We start from the raw sequence: 17329 nt of genomic DNA on the forward strand, positions 1-17329 counted from the left end.
TTAGGTGAAAATTTTTCTGGAATTAATCACTAGGTTAAAAGATTTCTCGCCGGCGATCGCCAAACCCATCCTACTTGTGGGGCGATCGCCCATCTCCTACCGATCGCCAAAATTTTATACTGGTAAATAACGTGAAATATTTGACTGAGGTCAAGATATGGCTCCCAATCCCACGATTATGCAAGCCGTGGAACAGCTAGATTACCGCGTCACCATTGGGGACGTGGCAGCAAAAGCGGGCTTAGATGTCAAAATCGCCGAACGAGAACTGTTAGTCCTGGCATCCGATGCGGGGGGACATTTACAGGTAGCAGATACGGGGGATTTAGTCTATCTGTTTCCCAAAGATTTTCGGGCGATTTTACGCAATAAGTTCTGGAAACTGCAACTCCAAGAATGGTGGGAAAAAATCTGGCGGGTTTTATTTTACCTAATCCGCATTTCCTTTGGCATTGTTCTAATTGTTTCGATTATCCTGATTTTTGCCGCCATCTTTATTATCGTCACCGCATCCAATCGGGACAACGAAAGTGGTGGAGGACGCAGCCGTTCTGGGGGTGGCGGCATGATTTTTATGCCTAACTTTTGGTATTGGGGGGATTTATTCTGGTTTTTCGACCCAGACTATCGCCGCAGTCACCAACGGCGCCAAGAACGACGCGATCGCCGCGAAGCCGAGAAAGAACCGGGGATGAATTTCCTAGAGGCGGTGTTTTCCTTCTTATTTGGCGATGGCAACCCCAATGCCGACTTAGAAGAAAAACGTTTTTCGGCGATCGCCACAGTGATTCGCAACAATGGCGGCGCCGTGACTGGGGAACAAATCGCCCCATACCTGGACCAAGCGATCGATGACTATGAAGAATATATGCTGCCCGTACTCACCCGGTTTAATGGTCTGCCTCAAGTCAGTCCCGACGGGGAAATTGTCTATCATTTCCCAGAATTACAAATTACGGCGACCAAAACCCACCGGCAATCGGTTCCTGCCTATTTAGAAGAAATCCCCTGGCAGTTTAGTCAAGCCAGCAGCGCCCAAAAAATCCTTTCTGCGGGATTGGGTGGCTTGAACTTGGTCGGGGCGCTGATGCTGGGTTCCCTGCTGCAAGACGACGAAATCGCCGAGGTCGTCAAAGAACTCGGTGGTTTAGTCGCCCTTGTGGATTCGATTTATTGGCTGTTATTGGCTTATGGCGCCGCTTTTTTAATCATTCCTCTGGTGCGTTATTTCTGGATTCAATGGCGCAATGGTAAGATTTTGGCGAACAATCAACAACGCCAAGAACGGGCGATCGCCTTGGAACAAGCGGATGACCAACTCCAGAAAAAACTCGCCTACGCCAGCCAGTTTGCTGCCCAAAATGTCATCAGCACTGCGGACTTAGCCTACACCACGGAAACCGATTTAATCGAACAAGAATTTCAGCGATCGGCCCAACTGGACGCCGAATGGCAGCGTAAATTAGACGGAAATTAACTAATTTTCAAACTTTCGAGACTGCCGGACAATTGGCGATCGGACCTGCCAGCGCCAAGGCAACTCAGTCCCCACAGATAAACCAATGCGGGTGGTTTGCACCAGGGAATCATTATTAAGCTGTTGGGCAAAATCTGCGGTACGATGTTCTAGCCATAAGGAGCCATTGGCATCAAGCAGTTGACCATTTAAACTCAGGTCAATTTGTAAAGCCCGACAGAGTTTACAAATTGACCTGCGGCGAGCCGATGCAGTTTATCTCGGGACTGAAGATGGGCAGGTCTTGACTCCAACTGCAAAGCGCGAATTAAGACCGCACTGGCAGTCGGCACTAACAAGGGCGGCGCGATCGCTGGAAATGTTTAAACAGTGGTACATCCCATAGATTAAATAAACATAGATAGTTCCGGGAGTACCAAACATCGCCGAGTTCCGAGGAGTCCGCTGACGATAACCATGACAAGCCGGATCTTCTGCGGTATAGGCTTCGGTTTTCACAATCATGCCCCGAATCATTTGCCCATCAGCCAGTCGTCTCACCAAATGACAGCCAATCAAATCCCGTGCGACCTCCAGACATGGACGGGTCAGCCATTCAGAATCTACAATATTGGCGGAAAATACATTCATCAAAAACCAAGGGGTATTATGGATATCAAGTTAGTAATTTCGGTCTTGACTGTACTTTTCATCGTTTCCTGCCTGTTTTTTGGCACCCAAAACGGATTTTACGATACCGATAATTATCACGGCAACGGTTCAGCCCACTAATTCGCCCATAACTTACCCATAACTTATTTTTATCCCCGGACACCAATAACAGGTGTCTTTTTTTTCTTCACCGGATTTATTAAGTTTTAATTAAATTTAGCCCGAAGCTGATTGACATTTATTCCCATAATTGTAACAATAAATACAGACAAAGCAACGTTCATCTCGGATAAAGACCTCCTGGAGAATTTTCCCGGAGTCATCAGGTAGAGACGGAAGTAGGGATGATCCCGAAGGAACGCGCCTCATTCAAAACGAACAAATTTTAAGAGGCGAAAACTATGAAACTCTGTTATCGCGGCGTTAGTTATGAATATACTCCCCCCACTTTAAAAATCACACTGGGGGAAGTGGTGGGAAAATATCGCGGTCTAGATGTGCGATTCGCGAAAGCGATCCGCTTTGCGGAATCGCGCACTCTAGCCACCATGCCTATGGAGCAACCAAGCTTTGAGTTGCAATATCGGGGAGTTCCCTATACAAGTGGCAGCAAAGTGGCGGCAACACAACCGGCACAGGTTGCCGCATCAGAACCCGTCAGCCTCCCAGCTTTGGATACCACAGAAAAAGCTCGTACCCTCATGGTGAAACAGTCGCGAGGAATTAAAAAGCGTCAACAGGCAATGCTCAGTCGTTTAGCGATGGAAGTCGGTTTAGGTAGTAATGTGGCGGATTATTGGAATCGCATCCAAGGCAAAATTCATCCGACTTTTCGGATCAGCTATGACCGGAGTCATGTTGCTTTTAGTTAAGATTTCTGGCCATGATTTTGCAGATTCATAGGCAATCACCTAGCATTTCTAAACATAAAAACCCTATCTAACCGGGAAGTTTGAAGTTTATTTCCTGGGATTGCTTTTCTGCTATAACAGAGCGCTCTTCTGTGCGCGAATGCGAAAAACGCCTCTCTCATGGGAGGTGTTTTTATTTGCTGATTCTTTGAAGATAAATTTTTTCAGCTATCCGTAGGGTGTGAAAGCGCAAAGCGTAACGCACCAATACCCGATATATAGATTCGTTGCTTAAGTATTACTGAAAATAAATTTTGTCAGGATATTTTTTCAAGATATTGATAGCGGATTGTGGCGATCGCCCCAAAAACAAGCGCCAAAAAGATCGCGGGATTTAATCGGATAAGCTAAAGTTAAAATAATTTACAGAGAGCCTACAGGGAGAGGTTGACTGTGGCTACAATCGCTCAACCGATATCAAAACTTAAAATTACCTGGCCACTGTTGCCAGATGACTTTCTCTTACCCGATGACCCCGTAGAAAATACAGACCAACCTTTAATCGCGGCTGCTTTGCGTGAGCTTTTGTTAGACCAACCGGAATTAATCGAGGATGCACTGGTGGTTTCCAACTTTGCCCTCTGTGCCGGGATGGGCGATCGCATCATATCCAAAGCCCCTGACTGGATGTACCTAAAACCTGTAGAACCCTAGCCCCATCGTTACCCACGCCGCAGCTACACTCCCCACAAAGAAGGCGGAGTGCCCCAAGTAGTGATGGAATTTCTTTCCGCCAACTATGGCGAAGAATACTCCGTGGAATATCGAGAAAGTGTGGGTAAGTGGTTTTTTTACGAGCAGGTGATCCAGGTTCCCTGCTATACGATCTTCCGACCAGAGACAGGACACATAGAAGTCTATGCTCTCGAAGCTGGCAAGTATCAAGAACAAACTGCCGATGCCGCAGGACGTTTTTGGATTCCCGGACTAAACCTATTTCTCGGAGTTTGGCACGGAACCCATTCCGCCCGAAACGGCTATTGGTTACGCTGGTGGAATGCTCAAGGCGAACTTCTGTTATGGCCAGAAGAACGGGCCGAAGCCGAACACCAACGGGCTGAAGCCGAACGCCAACGGGCCGAAGCCGAACGCCAGGAAAAAGAACAATTACAAGCGGCACTCGAACAACAACAACAGCGAATGCAAGAGTTATTAGCTCGATGTGCTGCCTTGGGAATTGATCCCGAAGAGTGGAGCTAAGAAACCGGGTTTCTGCTGTTTGATCCAGAAACCCGGTTTCGGCTATTTGTTGCCAAAATTGTAGGATTTACCAGAAAAGAAACCCGGTTTCTCGTTTCTGCTGTTTGATCCAGAAACCGGGTTTCTGCCGTTTCTTGCCAAAATTGTCTGATTTACCCTCAAAGAAACCCGGTTTCTTTAGAAAAAATCCGGTTTTTCCGTGGTTAAAAACTCAATTTTTGGTAATAACGGGTCTTGGACAATTCCCATGCCATTAAATCCCCAACGATCTAAAAGATTTTTCAGCCCCGACTGAGTAATTGACTCGACAGCAAAGCGATCGCGCATATCCCCCGCATACTTATTCAGATAACTCAGGGCATCAAAATTTTCTGGAAACATCAGTAGATATCCCTTCTGAGCCTTTCCATCGGCATCGTTCACTTTTGGATGCGCCGCTAGATAACTGCCGTCAATTTTAGAACGAATTAAATAATAAATTTGAGTCATTTTTTTTAATCATCAGCCCCCAATTTAATCCGAGGATCGACCGCTTTTAGGAGTAAATCCGCTAACAAATTTCCGAGGATCAACATCACCGCACCCATCATCAAACTGCCCATCACTAAATACAAATCCTGAGACTGGACTGCTTGCAAAATCAGCCGCCCCAACCCAGGCCAATTAAAGAAGGTTTCCGCAATAAAGGCTCCTCCCAATAAACTGGAAAACTCAAACCCTAAAATCGTGATTAATGGGTTGATGGCATTTCGCAAAGCATGAACATAAATCACGCGATTTTCCGGCAAACCCTTGGCGCGAGCGGTTTGGATATAATCTTGCCGCAGGACATCCAATAATTGACCGCGAGTAATCCGTTGTAACCCGGCAAAACTGGTGATACTCAGGGCTAAAGTGGGTAAAATCATATGCCAACCAATATCGATCATTTTGCCAAAGGGGGTGAGTTGATCGTGATAGATACTGGTCATGCCCCCCACCGGGAATACAGGAGAGGTAATTTGGGCGACAAATAATAGCAATAAGGCAGTAATCAGACTGGGAAATCCTTGCCCGGTGTAGCTGATCACTTGTAACACCCGATCCACTGTGCCATTTTGCTTCAGGGCGCCCAAAATCCCCAGGGGAATGGCGATCGCCCAAGTAATCACCAACGAAGCGATCGACAACAACAAAGTATTGGGGATCCTTTCCCACAACAAATCTGCCACTTTTCGGTTGTAAACAAAACTTTGGCCAAAATCCCCCTGGCTTAAAATCTGCCATAACCACCGCGAATATTGTTCAATGGGATGCCGATCCAAACCAAACTGTTGATTATATTGCTCCAGTGTCTCTTGAGAAATGGCGGGATTTTGCCGCAAAGCATCCAGGTAATCCCCTGGGGCAAGTTGAATAATCGCAAAACTAAGCATCGATGCCAATAATAAAGTGAGCACCGCTTGTAAGAGGCGCTTCACCACATAGAAAAACGTATCGCTGGCAAAAAAGGCGATCGCCGCATCCTTCAATGCCGTGATGGGCTGCCCAGAGGAAACCTTAAAAGAAGTCATAGTCAATTGGGGAATGAGAAACCGTGAAACAGACAGGAGAGATCAACCATATTTTAATCATGCAATCAATTAATTACCTTAATCTCTCACCGACAGCCGTACCAAAACTGACCAAGTATTTTTTTTATGAGCTTTACTTAGGCGTGAATGAAACGGCATGAGTTGATTGGAGCCGCTTTCCCGGTTCTCGGAGCCAGGAGACTATCGACTAAATACATCCCACCTCCAGGGTCAACCGGCGATCCCTATCGGCAAAAAACCGGCTTTAGACCAGATTTCAGCCGGATCCTAGCGCCCAGCGATCAATTTATTCGGGGGAAGATCACCCTGAATTTACAACCTCTGGGTAAATTTTAAAAAAAATTTCCAAAATGTTCATAGATTTCAATGATAGAATCACTGATAACTGAACGTGCTTCGAGGCTTTCCTGTGATCCGTTCTGCTGCTTTAACTCTCCCAACTTCTTTGGGTAACATTTCCGATCACAGCCGCCTACGGCTGTTTTCAGGTTCTTCAAATGTCCCTTTATCTCAGGAAGTAGCTCACTACCTGGGAATCGACTTAGGGCCAATGGTACGCAAGCGGTTTGCCGATGGAGAACTGTACATTCAAATTCAGGAATCTATCCGAGGCTGTGATGTTTATCTGATTCAGCCAACCTGCTACCCAGTAAACAATAACCTGATGGAACTGCTGATTATGATTGATGCTTGCCGTCGAGCATCAGCCAGACAAATTACCGCAGTCATTCCTTACTATGGTTATGCTAGGGCAGATCGGAAAACGGCGGGACGTGAGTCGATTACCGCCAAATTGGTTGCCAATTTGATCACCGAAGCGGGAGCAACTCGTATGGTGGCAATGGATTTGCACTCAGGGCAAATCCAGGGCTATTTTGATATCCCGTTTGATCATGTTTACTCTTCGCCGGTTTTGCTAGATTATTTAGCTCACAAAAATCTGCCGGATCTGGTGGTCGTTTCCCCAGATGTCGGCGGGGTGGCAAGAGCGAGAGCTTTTGCGAAAAAACTCAATGATGCGCCCTTAGCCATTATTGATAAACGTCGCCAAGCCCATAATGTGGCGGAAGTGATGAATCTAATTGGTGACGTTAAAGGCAAAACAGCGGTCTTAGTCGATGACATGATTGATACCGCTGGCACGATTACTGAGGGCGCCCGGTTACTGCGTCGTGAAGGAGCCAGACAAGTTTATGCTTGTGCCACCCATGCAGTCTTTTCTCCTCCTGCGGTGGAGCGTTTGTCATCGGGAGTCTTTGAAGAGGTGATTGTAACGAATACTATCCCTGTTGCTGAAGAACTCCGCTTCGATCAGTTACGTATCCTATCAGTGGCCAATTTGCTGGGTGAAACTATCTGGCGTGTCCATGAAGATAGTTCGGTAAGTAGTATGTTCCGCTAAATCTATCGCTATCTCAATCACTATCCCAATATTAATGGTTCTTAGTGGCTGCTGGATTGCCGATGAAAATTTATTGATGCTGTGGTTCCCGCTTGAATCAGTATTTTCTGTGATCTTTTGGGCTACCGATCCAGTTCGGGATATTTTGATTTTCTCTCTATCGTGCCAATGCTCAAACTAAACAGGGTTTTGGCCTGGTAGTCTGCCTCCGTTGATGCGGGGGTTTTTTGTGTTCTGGGGAGAATTCTCCACTACCAGGATTGGGTTATGTTCATTACAAACAGAAATCTTTGACTCTTTGAGCTTATGGTTGTACTGCATGATGCCTGATGAATTCCTCATATTTAGATAATTCCTGTTTGATTCGGCTTTTAGATTTGACCTGGTGAGTGACCTGGTGAGTGGTGTTTGGTGAATATTTCACCCTCTGTCAATCATGTTAATGGATCATGTTAACGGATATGTTTGATTCAATTGGTGATCTAATTAACAAATTAACCTAGTTAAGCTTTTATACTTGGTCAAAAAAACTTAACTTTTCTAAATATTTATTAAATAAAATTCATAATATATATATTGTTCAGATGACTTTTTAGCTAAATGTCAAGCTTTACAGACATAAAGATTTGCCAGTCACTTTGGAGAATTTGGATAATTATCCCTGGTGGGCAAGAGAGAGGCAGGGCTGAGGCTCTAGGCTCAGAAAATCAGCAATTTTACGGATCTCAAGTTACCTAATTATACTGATGGCAACTTTAATCATTTATTGATAAGGTTGAAATTAAGAACTTAAATCATATAAATGAGAGATACTTATGCTAAGTAAATATACGGCAGGCGGTTCGGTGAAGTACCGTGATTTAATTAAAGATATCCGCAGAAAGAGCGATCGCAGTTTAGAAATTCGCCATCAAGAAATGGAGAGTCATCACCAGACCTTAGTCAAGGGGAGAGTAGATGCGGCTGCAACCAACACAGCCCAGACTTTAGCCGCAAAAATAAAAACCTTTTTAGAAGGCAAAAGAAAGTTTATAAATTTTAACGATCCCATTAACGATAGGGAAAATATGAATATTCTGGAGAATAAGGATAGATATTTGGCATTAGAACTCAATGGTTCTCCAGAGCAACATTCAAATTTAATGAATGATGAAAAAGTATTTGTTCTGAACGAAGGATTGTGCAAACAAAAGTCTCCCGGACGCTGGTCAGGCAAAAAAAATGGGCAAAATCCAGAATTTAGGACAAATGCCGAGAGGCAAATTATGACTGAAAAGATAAGGGGAAAAAACCCAAGCCATGATATTTCTATATCGCCGAATATATTCGGCGATCGCCATCTAATTGAGGCGGCTCTCTGGGAGAGTGAAATTAAAAATCGGAGTTTATTAAATGCGATTCCTGACTTGGTGTTTCGGCTAAATCAGCAAGGAATTTTTCTCGATTATTTTCCGGCAAAAGATGATCTGAACGCCCCGGAACCAGAACACTTTATCGGCAAAAGTATTGATGAAGCTCTCTCAGAAGATTTAGCCCTCTGGACTCGCTGTTATTTAGAGAAAACTTTGGCCACGGGACAACCCCAAGTTGGCGAATATAATCTGCGAGAAAATAATACATGGAAACATTATGAAGCGCGATATGTCCCCTTTGGCAGCACTGAGGTAATTGCCATTATCCGGGATATTACCATCCGCAAACAGATGGAAGCAGACTTGCGCTTGTCCCAAGTGCGGGAACGCGATCGCGCTCGACAAGTGGAACAAACTTTACAGCAGTTACAGCAAACTCAATCCCAATTGATTCAAGCGGAAAAAATGTCCGCCCTGGGGAGTATGGTGGCCGGAATTGCCCATGAAATTAACAATCCCATTAGCTTTATCTATGGCAATGTAGCTCCAGCCATTGAATATATTCAAGATTTGCTAGAGTTGGTGATGCTTTATCAGCAACACCATAATCCACCTGATTTGGCAATTCAAAAGCATCTAGAAAATATCGAGCTGGATTTTCTCATTGAAGACCTGCCTAAATTACTTTCCAGTATGAAAATGGGGGCGGAACGGATTAAAGAAATCGTCAAATCTCTCCGCAATTTTTCCCGCTTAGATGAAGGGGAGAAAAAACCCGTCGATATTCACGAAGGCATTGATAATACTCTGCTGATTCTCCAACATCGACTCAAAGCCCAGAGCGCTCGCCAGGCGATTACCGTAGAAAAAAACTATGGTGCAATTCCTAAAATTGAATGTTATGCAGGATTAATGAATCAAGTGTTTATGAACATTCTCAGCAATGCGATCGATGCCTTAGAATATTGTCATATCAACCAAAATTACGACAGCAGTAAAGCACTAGGAATTCAGATTAGCAGCAAAATTTCTCCAGACAATTTTTTGGTAATTAGCATTGCTGATAATGGACCGGGGATTCCCGAAGAAATTAAAACAAGATTGTTCGATCCATTTTTTACCACTAAACCTGTAGGCAAGGGTACGGGCTTGGGGTTGTCAATTTCTTACTCCATTGTTGAAAAGCATGGTGGTCAATTGCAATGTATTTCAGAAGTCGGCAAAGGAACAAAATTTATCATTCAGATTCCTTTACAACTTTCTGATGCTTAATTTGATCTATTAACTTTAAATCAATATAAAATTTTTACAAAAAAATTGCCAAAAAAATTATAAAAATTCAGTTTATTTATAATAAATTTTAATCTGACTGATAATCGTTAGTTAATAGCCAAGGTAAAAAAACGGAAAATTCAGTTTTTTCAAAAAAAAATCTTAATTTAACATTATGAATTAAGCTGAATATTTAAATTTTAGCTTCAGCAAATTTTTTTCAAAAAATAAATCACGTTATTCTGGCCAGCAAAAGTACCTCATAGGGGTTAGTAAAGCCATCGACTCTATCAGCGGCCGTCTGGTCTAAAACTTTACTAACTGCACCTAATACCGTTTCCAATTAAGAATGCAACTTCTTTGGGCGCGGCGGCTTGCGGCCAAATTAACCTAGTAACTGTAGCAAGAATTTTTGAAATTGGTATAAATATCAGGATTTGACAGTGATGGATTGCCAAGTCATGGCAGCAACAGTCCCTTGACAATGGCGAGGGAGATTCCGATTAAAAATTACCCCTGGTAATTTCAACCTAAAGCCGAAAAAAGTCTTAAAGATTAAGCGAGGTCAGTTCGTCTAAACTTAATCACTTTCCGTGAGATGTCCAGTCCTGGATCGCCAGATTTTCCCGAAAAAAAATAGCCGCCACGGCGATCGCCCGTCTGGACAGCCAAAAAATTCTCTGAAGCGATCGCCAAAAGCCCCTCGAACTATTGTAGAATTCTGGCTACTGTGGTGAGTTAAATCTGAATCCCTCACCTTCAGGTAAATTTAATGATTTGTTAATGATTGGAGTTTCACGAGTTTTTGTTAGTAAGATCATGTAGCTTCATTCTCAGTAAGATGTCCATTACTAAAATCCATCCAGCAATGAGGAATTGTTATGCCTGACGAGTATCGTTTTGAAACGCTTCAAATTCATGCCGGTCAAGAACCCGCCCCGGGAACCAATGCCCGGGCAGTGCCGATCTACCAAACCACTTCCTATGTCTTCAATGACGCGGATCACGGGGCGCGATTGTTTGCCCTGCAAGAATTTGGCAACATCTACACCCGACTGATGAATCCCACCACCGATGTCTTTGAAAAGCGAATTGCCGCTTTAGAAGGTGGGGTGGCGGCTTTGGCGACTTCCAGCGGACAAGCAGCCCAATTTATCGCGATCAATAATATTGCGGAAGCCGGAGACAACATTGTCTCTACCAGTTTTCTCTATGGTGGCACCTACAACCAATTCAAGGTCAGCCTACCTCGCATGGGCATTAACGTTAAATTCGTAGACGGAGATAATCCCAAGGATTTTGCTAAAGCCATTGACGATCGCACCAAAGCTTTATATGTAGAAACCATTGGCAATCCTGGGTTTAACATTCCTGACTTTGCCGCCTTAGCGGACGTGGCCCATAAAAATGGCATTCCCCTGATTGTCGATAATACCTTTGGTTGTGGTGGCTATTTATGCCGTCCCATTGAACACGGTGCTGATATTGTGGTGGAATCTGCTACCAAATGGATTGGCGGTCATGGCACTTCCATTGGTGGCGTGATTGTGGATTCCGGTAAATTTAACTGGGGGAATGGTAAATTTCCCGTGTTTACCGACCCAGCCCCCGGTTATCATGGCTTGAAGTTCCAAGAAGTTTTTGGCCCCGATGGTCCGTTTGGTAATATTGCGTTTATTATTCGGGCTCGCGTGGAAGGCTTGCGGGACTTAGGTCCTTGTCTGAGTCCTTTTAATGCATTTTTACTGCTGCAAGGACTGGAAACTTTATCTTTACGGGTCGATCGCCATACCAGTAATGCGTTGGCGTTGGCAAAATGGTTAGAGTCCCATGAGCAAGTCGAATGGGTGAGTTATCCCGGATTATCGAGTCATCCTTCCCACAAGCGGGCCAAGAAATACCTCAAACATGGCTTTGGCTGTGTTTTGACCTTTGGGATTAAAGGCGGACGCGAAGCTGGACGTTCCTTTATCGATCATGTCAAGTTAGCCTCTCACTTAGCCAATGTGGGAGATGCGAAGACTTTGGTGATTCATCCGGCTTCCACCACTCACCAACAATTGACTGACGAGGAACAACTATCCGCTGGTGTCACCCCTTCATCCATTCGCGTGTCCGTCGGTTTGGAACATATCGACGACATTAAAGCAGACTTTGAGCAAGCTTTTGCTCAAGTCAAGACTTAATTTTTTCCGGTCACATCTACTATGAATTACCAGCACTTCGTCTCACCAGATACCGCGTTTCATAGCCTGTCTACCCCCTTCCCCTTAGAGTCTGGGGAGCAATTGTTTGGGGTGCAGGTGGCTTATCGCACTTGGGGAAGTTTAAATGCTGCCCGGGATAACGCGGTTCTGATCTGTCATGCGTTTACGGGTTCTGCCGATGCAGATTACTGGTGGGCGCCCTTATTTGGACCGGGAAAAGCCCTAGACCCTGACCGTGATTTTATTATTTGTAGCAATATCCTCGGTAGTTGTTATGGCACCACCGGGCCGACTTCTATTAATCCCAAAACTGGTGAAATGTATGGCGCCAATTTTCCCCAAATTACGGTGCGGGATATGGTGCATTTACAAGCACGGTTTTTGGAGGAGTTGGGAGTGCAATCGCTCAATTTGGTGATTGGCGGTTCTCTGGGAGGGATGCAAGTGCTGGAATGGGCGGTACTCTACCCAGAACGGGTGAGAGCGATCGCCCCCATTGCCATATCCGGCAGACATTCTGCCTGGTGTATTGCTTGGAGTGAAGCCCAACGGCAAGCGATTTATGCGGATCCCAACTGGAATGGGGGGCATTATTCTGACGACCAACCCCCGATCCAAGGACTCGCGATCGCCCGCATGATTGCCATGAGCACCTACCGTTCTTGGGAAAACTTTGAGCAGCGCTTTGGTCGCCAACTCCAACAGAGCAAAGCCAAAGAACAGTTTGCCATCTCCAGCTATTTGCAATACCAAGGAGAAAAACTGATCGAACGGTTTGATGCCAACACCTACGTTATCCTCACTCATGCAATGGACAGCCACGATCTCAGCCGTCCCGATCGCGATTATGAATCGGTACTCCGCAATATTCCTCATCCCACCTTGGTGGTCGGAATTACTACCGATGTCCTCTATCCTCCTGCTGAACAAGAAGAACTGGCGAATTTAATTCCCCAGGCAAAACTTTTCTGGTTAAACTCTCCCCACGGCCATGATGCTTTTTTAATTGAGATGGACAAGCTCAATGATTTCGTAGTGGAATTTCGCCAGGAATTTAAGTTATAAGTTGTTATTGGTTGGTTGTTGTTGGTTGTTGGTTGTTTGTTGTTTGTTGTTGGTTATTAGAGGGAACGGGCATCAGGGTGTAGGGTAAGAGGTGTAGCCCTTCGGCAGGCTCAGGGTAAGAGGTGTGGGGAAGAGTGAATAGTGAAGAGTGAATAGTGAATAGTGAATAGTGAATAGTGAATAGTGAATAGTGATATTTTTTTGTACGGGTGTCCTTGCGAAGCATAATCCGTCAGGCCTTATGGCCATTCGCCCCTACGACTTTTCAATGCATCACTTTTCACTTTCCCCCCGATGGCGGCCGATGGCGGCCGATGGCAGCCCCACACCCTTTCTTTCCCCCGCACCATCCGCTCCCCCGCACCATCCGCTCCCCCGCTCCCCACACCCCAACCAACAACCATCAATCATTTTCCCGCCACCCAGACAGGGGACAAACCCAATCACTTGGTAAAGTAGAAGGCCAACCTTGGGCTAAGGCTTCGGGACAAATAACGTGCAGAGTCATCTGACAATCCAGCATCTCGTATTTAGAAGCTTGTGCTTGCTTGCGACAAATTTTTAATACCGCTTCATTGGTAAACTCAACGGTTTTATAGCATTGAACACAGACTAGATGGTGATGATGTTGCGGGGCAGGGGGGTTGATTTCATAGTGTTTATGTCCTTCGGCCAGTTCCAGTTCTCGCAAAATTCCCATCCGAGCCATTAACTTCAGGGTGCGGTAAATTGTGGCGAGGCTAATTTTCTCTTGTTTGAGTTCCAGTAATTTTTGTAGTTCTTCCGCACTGAGATGTTTACCCTGGGGAAGAGTTTGAAAAATGTTGAGAATTGTCTGTCGCTGTGGCGTCAGTCTAAATCCCTGCTGTTTGAGTTCAGCTTTGAGTGAGTCGTTTGTGTAAAATGCCATTTGCTGTCATGTCACCAAATAATCATATTAGTTATTAGTTATTGGTTATGGGTTATTTGGTAAAAGCGATGCCATGATTCAAATAACCCATAACCAATAACCTGTGCCGCAAGAAATGTCTCAAACTAATCTAATCTTATTGATAAGACTTGTCAATACGTGCCAGGAATATTTAATCAGAAACCGGGCTGCCTGAAGACATAAACCCGGTTTCTTGAAGAAACCGGGTTTTTATTTCCCCCAGTCGCTCCACCCGAATATCTGGGGTAAATATTTGCCAAATATTGATAAATATAGGTTTTAGCCGTTATTTAGCTCAACGCAGATCCCTGAACCAACGGCGCCACACGGCGACACAATTTTGGTAAACCGGCTAGAGAAATCTAGAGAAATTTACATTATTTCTCAATAATTTCTGAGGATTTGCGGGGAAAAGACAAACCACCCCAGAGGCGATCGCCGATCGCTTCTGGGGTGGTGGTTGTGTTCTCATCAAAAGGAAAAACAGCGGCGGATTAGTCCGCTGTCTATACAGACTTATTCGATACTAGCGTATTCAGTAATCTTTGTGGCGGTTAATTCCCCTTTCTCATTAAATCAGGCTTATTGCATCCGAGATTACCATGATTTTTTGATGAACGATAATAGCTGGGCAACCTCAGAGTAGATTATTAGCGCATCAACGGGGAATACCGCTTAAAAAGCAGATTTTTGCTCGGTTAACCCAGAATTTGCTTAAATATGCCACAAAACCCAGTTGAGCCAATTCTAAAAAAAAATTTTTGGCAATAATCTTGAGAATTCTTCGCACTTAGGGTATGCTCAAACACAGGGGAAAAGTTCCGGTTATTCCGCCGGGAAGCTTAAATTTCCCTCAAGCATGATTAAGAATTACTTGCAATACAGGAGCCTGATGAATCCATCAGAACTAGAATCAGAAGTCAGCCATATCCTACATATCCCAAATAGTCCAACGGAAGCATTACAGATTCATCGTGTCTTGCAGCAATTAAAAGCATCTCGTCCAGACTTGGTGCAATGGTTGAGTCATTGCTGGCATACGGAATAATCATTCATCGGTCAATTTCTTTAAGACAATATTCGCTTCACATCTACCAGCTTCTTACAAAAAATACTGAAAAATTGCAATAAATTAATCTAATCCCAATGAGCAAATCACACAAAATCGTCTCCGAGTTTAATCTAGCCGGTCAGTTCTTCGGTTTTATCCTCAAAGATGGTTATCAACCGAAAATGCTGCGACTGAATACCAACAGTGGGGAATATTGGATTAAAGTTCCGAAAGAATTACGCGGGGATCTGGTGCGGGCTGAACTTTATAATCAGTTAAAACCAGGCGATCGCATCCAAGTGAATGGGCAAAGTATTCGATCGATGAAAAACGGCACTATTAAGTTGGTGGCCGATCGCGTGCAATTGCCGACAAATCATTTTTCTCCCATTTATCCCACCAGTCAGCCCAGCGCACCCCCGACTATGCCTTGCACCGTTGCGGCAACCTGTAACCAACAGAGTCCCCAACAGAAAAAATGCAGTATTTTAGTGTGTGGTAAGTCCGATTGCCGCAAACGTGGGGGGGAAGAAATTGCGATCGCTCTTGAGGAACAATTGCAAGAACTGGGACTGGGCGATCGAGTCCAAATTAAAAAAACCGGCTGTATGAGTCGCTGCAAACAAGCGCCCAATGTGGTGGTGATGCCGGATAAAACTCGCTACAGCGGCCTTGATGTGGCAGAAATTCCCGAATTAATTGAAAAACATTTTCCCGTCACGGCGATGACTTAAATAGTAGGGTGGGCAAAATTTGCCCACCCTACGGGAAACCCTTGTATCACAAGAACTTTGCCGCAAAAATCATTCCTTTGGCTGTGTCAGTAAAAATTTTTAATGAGAATTATTGACAATAAGCCAGAAAACCCCTATAGTCATAAGGCTGTAAATTTTTATTGCAAATATTTATCAAGAAGTATTGGCAGCGATCGCCCACCAGGGAAATAACCCCTAACAACCAATTCTTTCACGCGATCGCTTCTGCGAAAATCCTGCTTCTTCTGTTTGATTTCCCATCACGGAAATGAGCCACCACAGAAACAAACTTGGCATTCTATCAACAACCAATAAAAGAGCAACCAATAAAGGAGCCAATTATGAAAATTAATCGCACATATATCGCCCTCGGTGTTTTAGCATTAGCCGCAAGTATTGGCGTGGCTAAACTGGTCTTTGCCCAACCAAAAACCCTGACCATTTATTCGGGGCGAAATGAACGATTAATCGGGCCTTTAGTAGAAAAGGCTAAACAAGATTTAGGGATCAATATCGAGGTTCGCTATGGGGATACTTCCGAATTGGCGATCGCTATTTTAGAAGAAGGAAACAATAGCCCTGCGGATGTCTATTTTGGTCAAGATGCGGGGGCATTAGGGGCATTAGCGAAAGCGGGCAGAACGGAAGCAATTCCCTCTAACTTATTGGAAAAAGTAGATGGAAAATTTCGCGATCAAAATGGACAATGGGTAGGGATTTCTGGACGGGCTCGTGTCCTAGATTACAACACTAATGAAGTTTCCAGCAATGAATTACCCCGTTCAGTTTGGGAACTAACTCAACCGAAATGGCAGGGAAAAGTTGGCTGGGCTCCTACTAACGGTTCCTTTCAATCATTTGTCACCGCCATGCGTCTGACTGCTGGGAATGAAAAAACCTTAGAATGGCTTAAGGCAATGAAAGCCAATGGCACTAAAGTTTATCCCAAAAATACGGCAATTGTTGAAGCTTTAGGCCGGGGTGAAATTCATTTAGGCTTAGTCAATAACTACTATCTCTATCAGTTTAATGCAGATAATCCTAATTTCCCCGTCAAGCATCACTATATGCCGGGAGATGTAGGCTCAATGGTTAACGTTGCTGGGGTTGCTATTGTGAATACCACTGACCAAAAAGCTGATGCCCAAAAATTCGTTGACTATTTGCTGAAGAATGAGTCCCAAAATTACTTTGCCCAAGAAACTAAGGAATATCCTTTAGTTTCGGGAATTGCCGCACCGAAAGGACAAATCTCGATCGCTCAGATTAACCCGCCCAACATTGATTTAAGCAATTTATCGGATTTGGAAGGGACTTTGGAACTTTTGCAACAAGCGGGATTATTGTAAGTTGATAGTTATTGGTTATTAGTTATTTGTTGTTCGGTCTTCTGACCAATATAGCGGTTATTGTCGTTCGGGAAGTACAGAGGTTTTCTGGATTCCCGCCTGCGCGGGAATGACAAATTTTTTTGTACTTCA

14 protein-coding genes, 2 pseudogenes and 1 riboswitch are annotated in these 17329 nt (G+C 44.5%); of the genes and pseudogenes, 12 read left to right on the forward strand and 4 right to left on the reverse strand.

From position 1 onward, the window contains the following. The first annotated feature begins 4 nt into the window (after nt 1–4). Both ABWT76_RS16565 and ABWT76_RS16570 read left to right on the forward strand, forming a co-directional pair. Nucleotides 5–130, forward strand: coding sequence for a hypothetical protein (locus tag ABWT76_RS16565; RefSeq protein ID WP_255353252.1), 126 nt, complete (start codon nt 5–7; stop codon nt 128–130). A 27-nt stretch (nt 131–157) separates the two neighbouring features. Next, nucleotides 158–1477: a hypothetical protein gene (locus ABWT76_RS16570; protein ID WP_054469220.1), complete on the forward strand. Its 1320-nt coding sequence runs from the start codon at nt 158–160 to the stop codon at nt 1475–1477. Here the strand turns inward: ABWT76_RS16570 and ABWT76_RS16575 are convergent. Next, nucleotides 1478–2107: pseudogene (locus tag ABWT76_RS16575) on the reverse strand (DNA-3-methyladenine glycosylase). A gap of 296 nt (nt 2108–2403) precedes the next feature. Further along, a riboswitch (Glutamine riboswitch) is annotated at nt 2404–2493 on the forward strand. A gap of 36 nt (nt 2494–2529) precedes the next feature. Between ABWT76_RS16575 and ABWT76_RS16580 the strand changes: the two are divergent. The 3 genes and pseudogenes from ABWT76_RS16580 to ABWT76_RS16590 all read left to right on the forward strand — a co-directional run. After that, complete coding sequence (locus ABWT76_RS16580; RefSeq protein WP_054469219.1) at nt 2530–3000, forward strand: DUF4278 domain-containing protein; 471 nt, start codon at nt 2530–2532, stop codon at nt 2998–3000. A 432-nt stretch (nt 3001–3432) separates the two neighbouring features. After that, the gene (locus ABWT76_RS16585; RefSeq protein WP_313890691.1) at nt 3433–3693 is read left to right on the forward strand and encodes a hypothetical protein; all 261 of its coding nucleotides are present in this window, start codon (nt 3433–3435) and stop codon (nt 3691–3693) included. A 30-nt stretch (nt 3694–3723) separates the two neighbouring features. Further along, nucleotides 3724–4239, forward strand: a pseudogene (locus ABWT76_RS16590) (Uma2 family endonuclease); the annotation flags it as partial. Between the two features lie 177 nt (nt 4240–4416). Here ABWT76_RS16590 and ABWT76_RS16595 read toward each other — a convergent pair. Continuing rightward, nucleotides 4417–4728, reverse strand: coding sequence for a hypothetical protein (locus tag ABWT76_RS16595; RefSeq protein WP_054469218.1), 312 nt, complete (start codon nt 4726–4728; stop codon nt 4417–4419). A 5-nt stretch (nt 4729–4733) separates the two neighbouring features. Beyond that, a complete protein-coding gene (locus ABWT76_RS16600; protein WP_054469217.1) occupies nt 4734–5792 on the reverse strand; it encodes an ABC transporter permease in 1059 nt (352 codons plus the stop codon). A gap of 430 nt (nt 5793–6222) precedes the next feature. Between ABWT76_RS16600 and ABWT76_RS16605 the strand changes: the two genes are divergently transcribed. The 4 genes from ABWT76_RS16605 to metX all read left to right on the forward strand — a co-directional run bounded on the left by ABWT76_RS16605 (nt 6223) and on the right by metX (nt 13111). Beyond that, nucleotides 6223–7215 (forward strand): ribose-phosphate pyrophosphokinase, encoded by a 993-nt coding sequence (locus tag ABWT76_RS16605; protein ID WP_197285374.1) that lies wholly within the window; start codon nt 6223–6225, stop codon nt 7213–7215. Nucleotides 7216–8030: 815 nt separating this feature from the next. After that, complete coding sequence (locus ABWT76_RS16610; RefSeq protein ID WP_054469214.1) at nt 8031–9839, forward strand: ATP-binding protein; 1809 nt, start codon at nt 8031–8033, stop codon at nt 9837–9839. An 881-nt stretch (nt 9840–10720) separates the two neighbouring features. Further along, nucleotides 10721–12025, forward strand: a complete 1305-nt coding sequence (locus tag ABWT76_RS16615; RefSeq protein WP_054469213.1) for an O-acetylhomoserine aminocarboxypropyltransferase/cysteine synthase family protein — start codon at nt 10721–10723, stop codon at nt 12023–12025. 21 nt (nt 12026–12046) lie between these two features. After that, entirely contained in the window at nt 12047–13111 is a 1065-nt protein-coding gene (gene metX / locus ABWT76_RS16620) for a homoserine O-acetyltransferase (protein WP_054469212.1), read from the forward strand. A gap of 403 nt (nt 13112–13514) precedes the next feature. Here metX and ABWT76_RS16625 read toward each other — a convergent pair whose 3' ends face one another. Next, nucleotides 13515–14021 (reverse strand): Fur family transcriptional regulator, encoded by a 507-nt coding sequence (locus ABWT76_RS16625; RefSeq protein WP_054469211.1) that lies wholly within the window; start codon nt 14019–14021, stop codon nt 13515–13517. 913 nt (nt 14022–14934) lie between these two features. Between ABWT76_RS16625 and ABWT76_RS16630 the strand changes: the two genes are divergently transcribed. The 3 genes from ABWT76_RS16630 to ABWT76_RS16640 all read left to right on the forward strand — a co-directional run bounded on the left by ABWT76_RS16630 (nt 14935) and on the right by ABWT76_RS16640 (nt 17197). Next, nucleotides 14935–15090, forward strand: a complete 156-nt coding sequence (locus ABWT76_RS16630; RefSeq protein ID WP_156331981.1) for a hypothetical protein — start codon at nt 14935–14937, stop codon at nt 15088–15090. 98 nt (nt 15091–15188) lie between these two features. Continuing rightward, nucleotides 15189–15827 (forward strand): (2Fe-2S) ferredoxin domain-containing protein, encoded by a 639-nt coding sequence (locus ABWT76_RS16635; RefSeq protein ID WP_054469210.1) that lies wholly within the window; start codon nt 15189–15191, stop codon nt 15825–15827. A 362-nt stretch (nt 15828–16189) separates the two neighbouring features. Beyond that, nucleotides 16190–17197, forward strand: coding sequence for an iron ABC transporter substrate-binding protein (locus tag ABWT76_RS16640; protein WP_054469209.1), 1008 nt, complete (start codon nt 16190–16192; stop codon nt 17195–17197). Nucleotides 17198–17329 lie beyond the last annotated feature (132 nt).

The sequence above is a fragment of the Planktothricoides raciborskii GIHE-MW2 genome, assembly GCF_040564635.1.
GTDB lineage: Bacteria > Cyanobacteriota > Cyanobacteriia > Cyanobacteriales > Laspinemataceae > Planktothricoides > Planktothricoides raciborskii.

What these genes read in the sequence shown, in the direction of transcription:
- ABWT76_RS16570 (WP_054469220.1), top strand. Translation starts at nt 158, where the DNA reads ATGGCTCCCAATCCCACGATTATGCAAGCCGTGGAACAGCTAGATTAC.
- ABWT76_RS16580 (WP_054469219.1), top strand. Translation starts at nt 2,530, where the DNA reads ATGAAACTCTGTTATCGCGGCGTTAGTTATGAATATACTCCCCCCACT.
- ABWT76_RS16595 (WP_054469218.1), bottom strand. Translation starts at nt 4,728, where the DNA reads ATGACTCAAATTTATTATTTAATTCGTTCTAAAATTGACGGCAGTTAT.
- ABWT76_RS16600 (WP_054469217.1), bottom strand. Translation starts at nt 5,792, where the DNA reads ATGACTTCTTTTAAGGTTTCCTCTGGGCAGCCCATCACGGCATTGAAG.
- ABWT76_RS16610 (WP_054469214.1), top strand. Translation starts at nt 8,031, where the DNA reads ATGCTAAGTAAATATACGGCAGGCGGTTCGGTGAAGTACCGTGATTTA.
- ABWT76_RS16615 (WP_054469213.1), top strand. Translation starts at nt 10,721, where the DNA reads ATGCCTGACGAGTATCGTTTTGAAACGCTTCAAATTCATGCCGGTCAA.
- metX (WP_054469212.1), top strand. Translation starts at nt 12,047, where the DNA reads ATGAATTACCAGCACTTCGTCTCACCAGATACCGCGTTTCATAGCCTG.
- ABWT76_RS16625 (WP_054469211.1), bottom strand. Translation starts at nt 14,021, where the DNA reads ATGGCATTTTACACAAACGACTCACTCAAAGCTGAACTCAAACAGCAG.
- ABWT76_RS16630 (WP_156331981.1), top strand. Translation starts at nt 14,935, where the DNA reads ATGAATCCATCAGAACTAGAATCAGAAGTCAGCCATATCCTACATATC.
- ABWT76_RS16635 (WP_054469210.1), top strand. Translation starts at nt 15,189, where the DNA reads ATGAGCAAATCACACAAAATCGTCTCCGAGTTTAATCTAGCCGGTCAG.
- ABWT76_RS16640 (WP_054469209.1), top strand. Translation starts at nt 16,190, where the DNA reads ATGAAAATTAATCGCACATATATCGCCCTCGGTGTTTTAGCATTAGCC.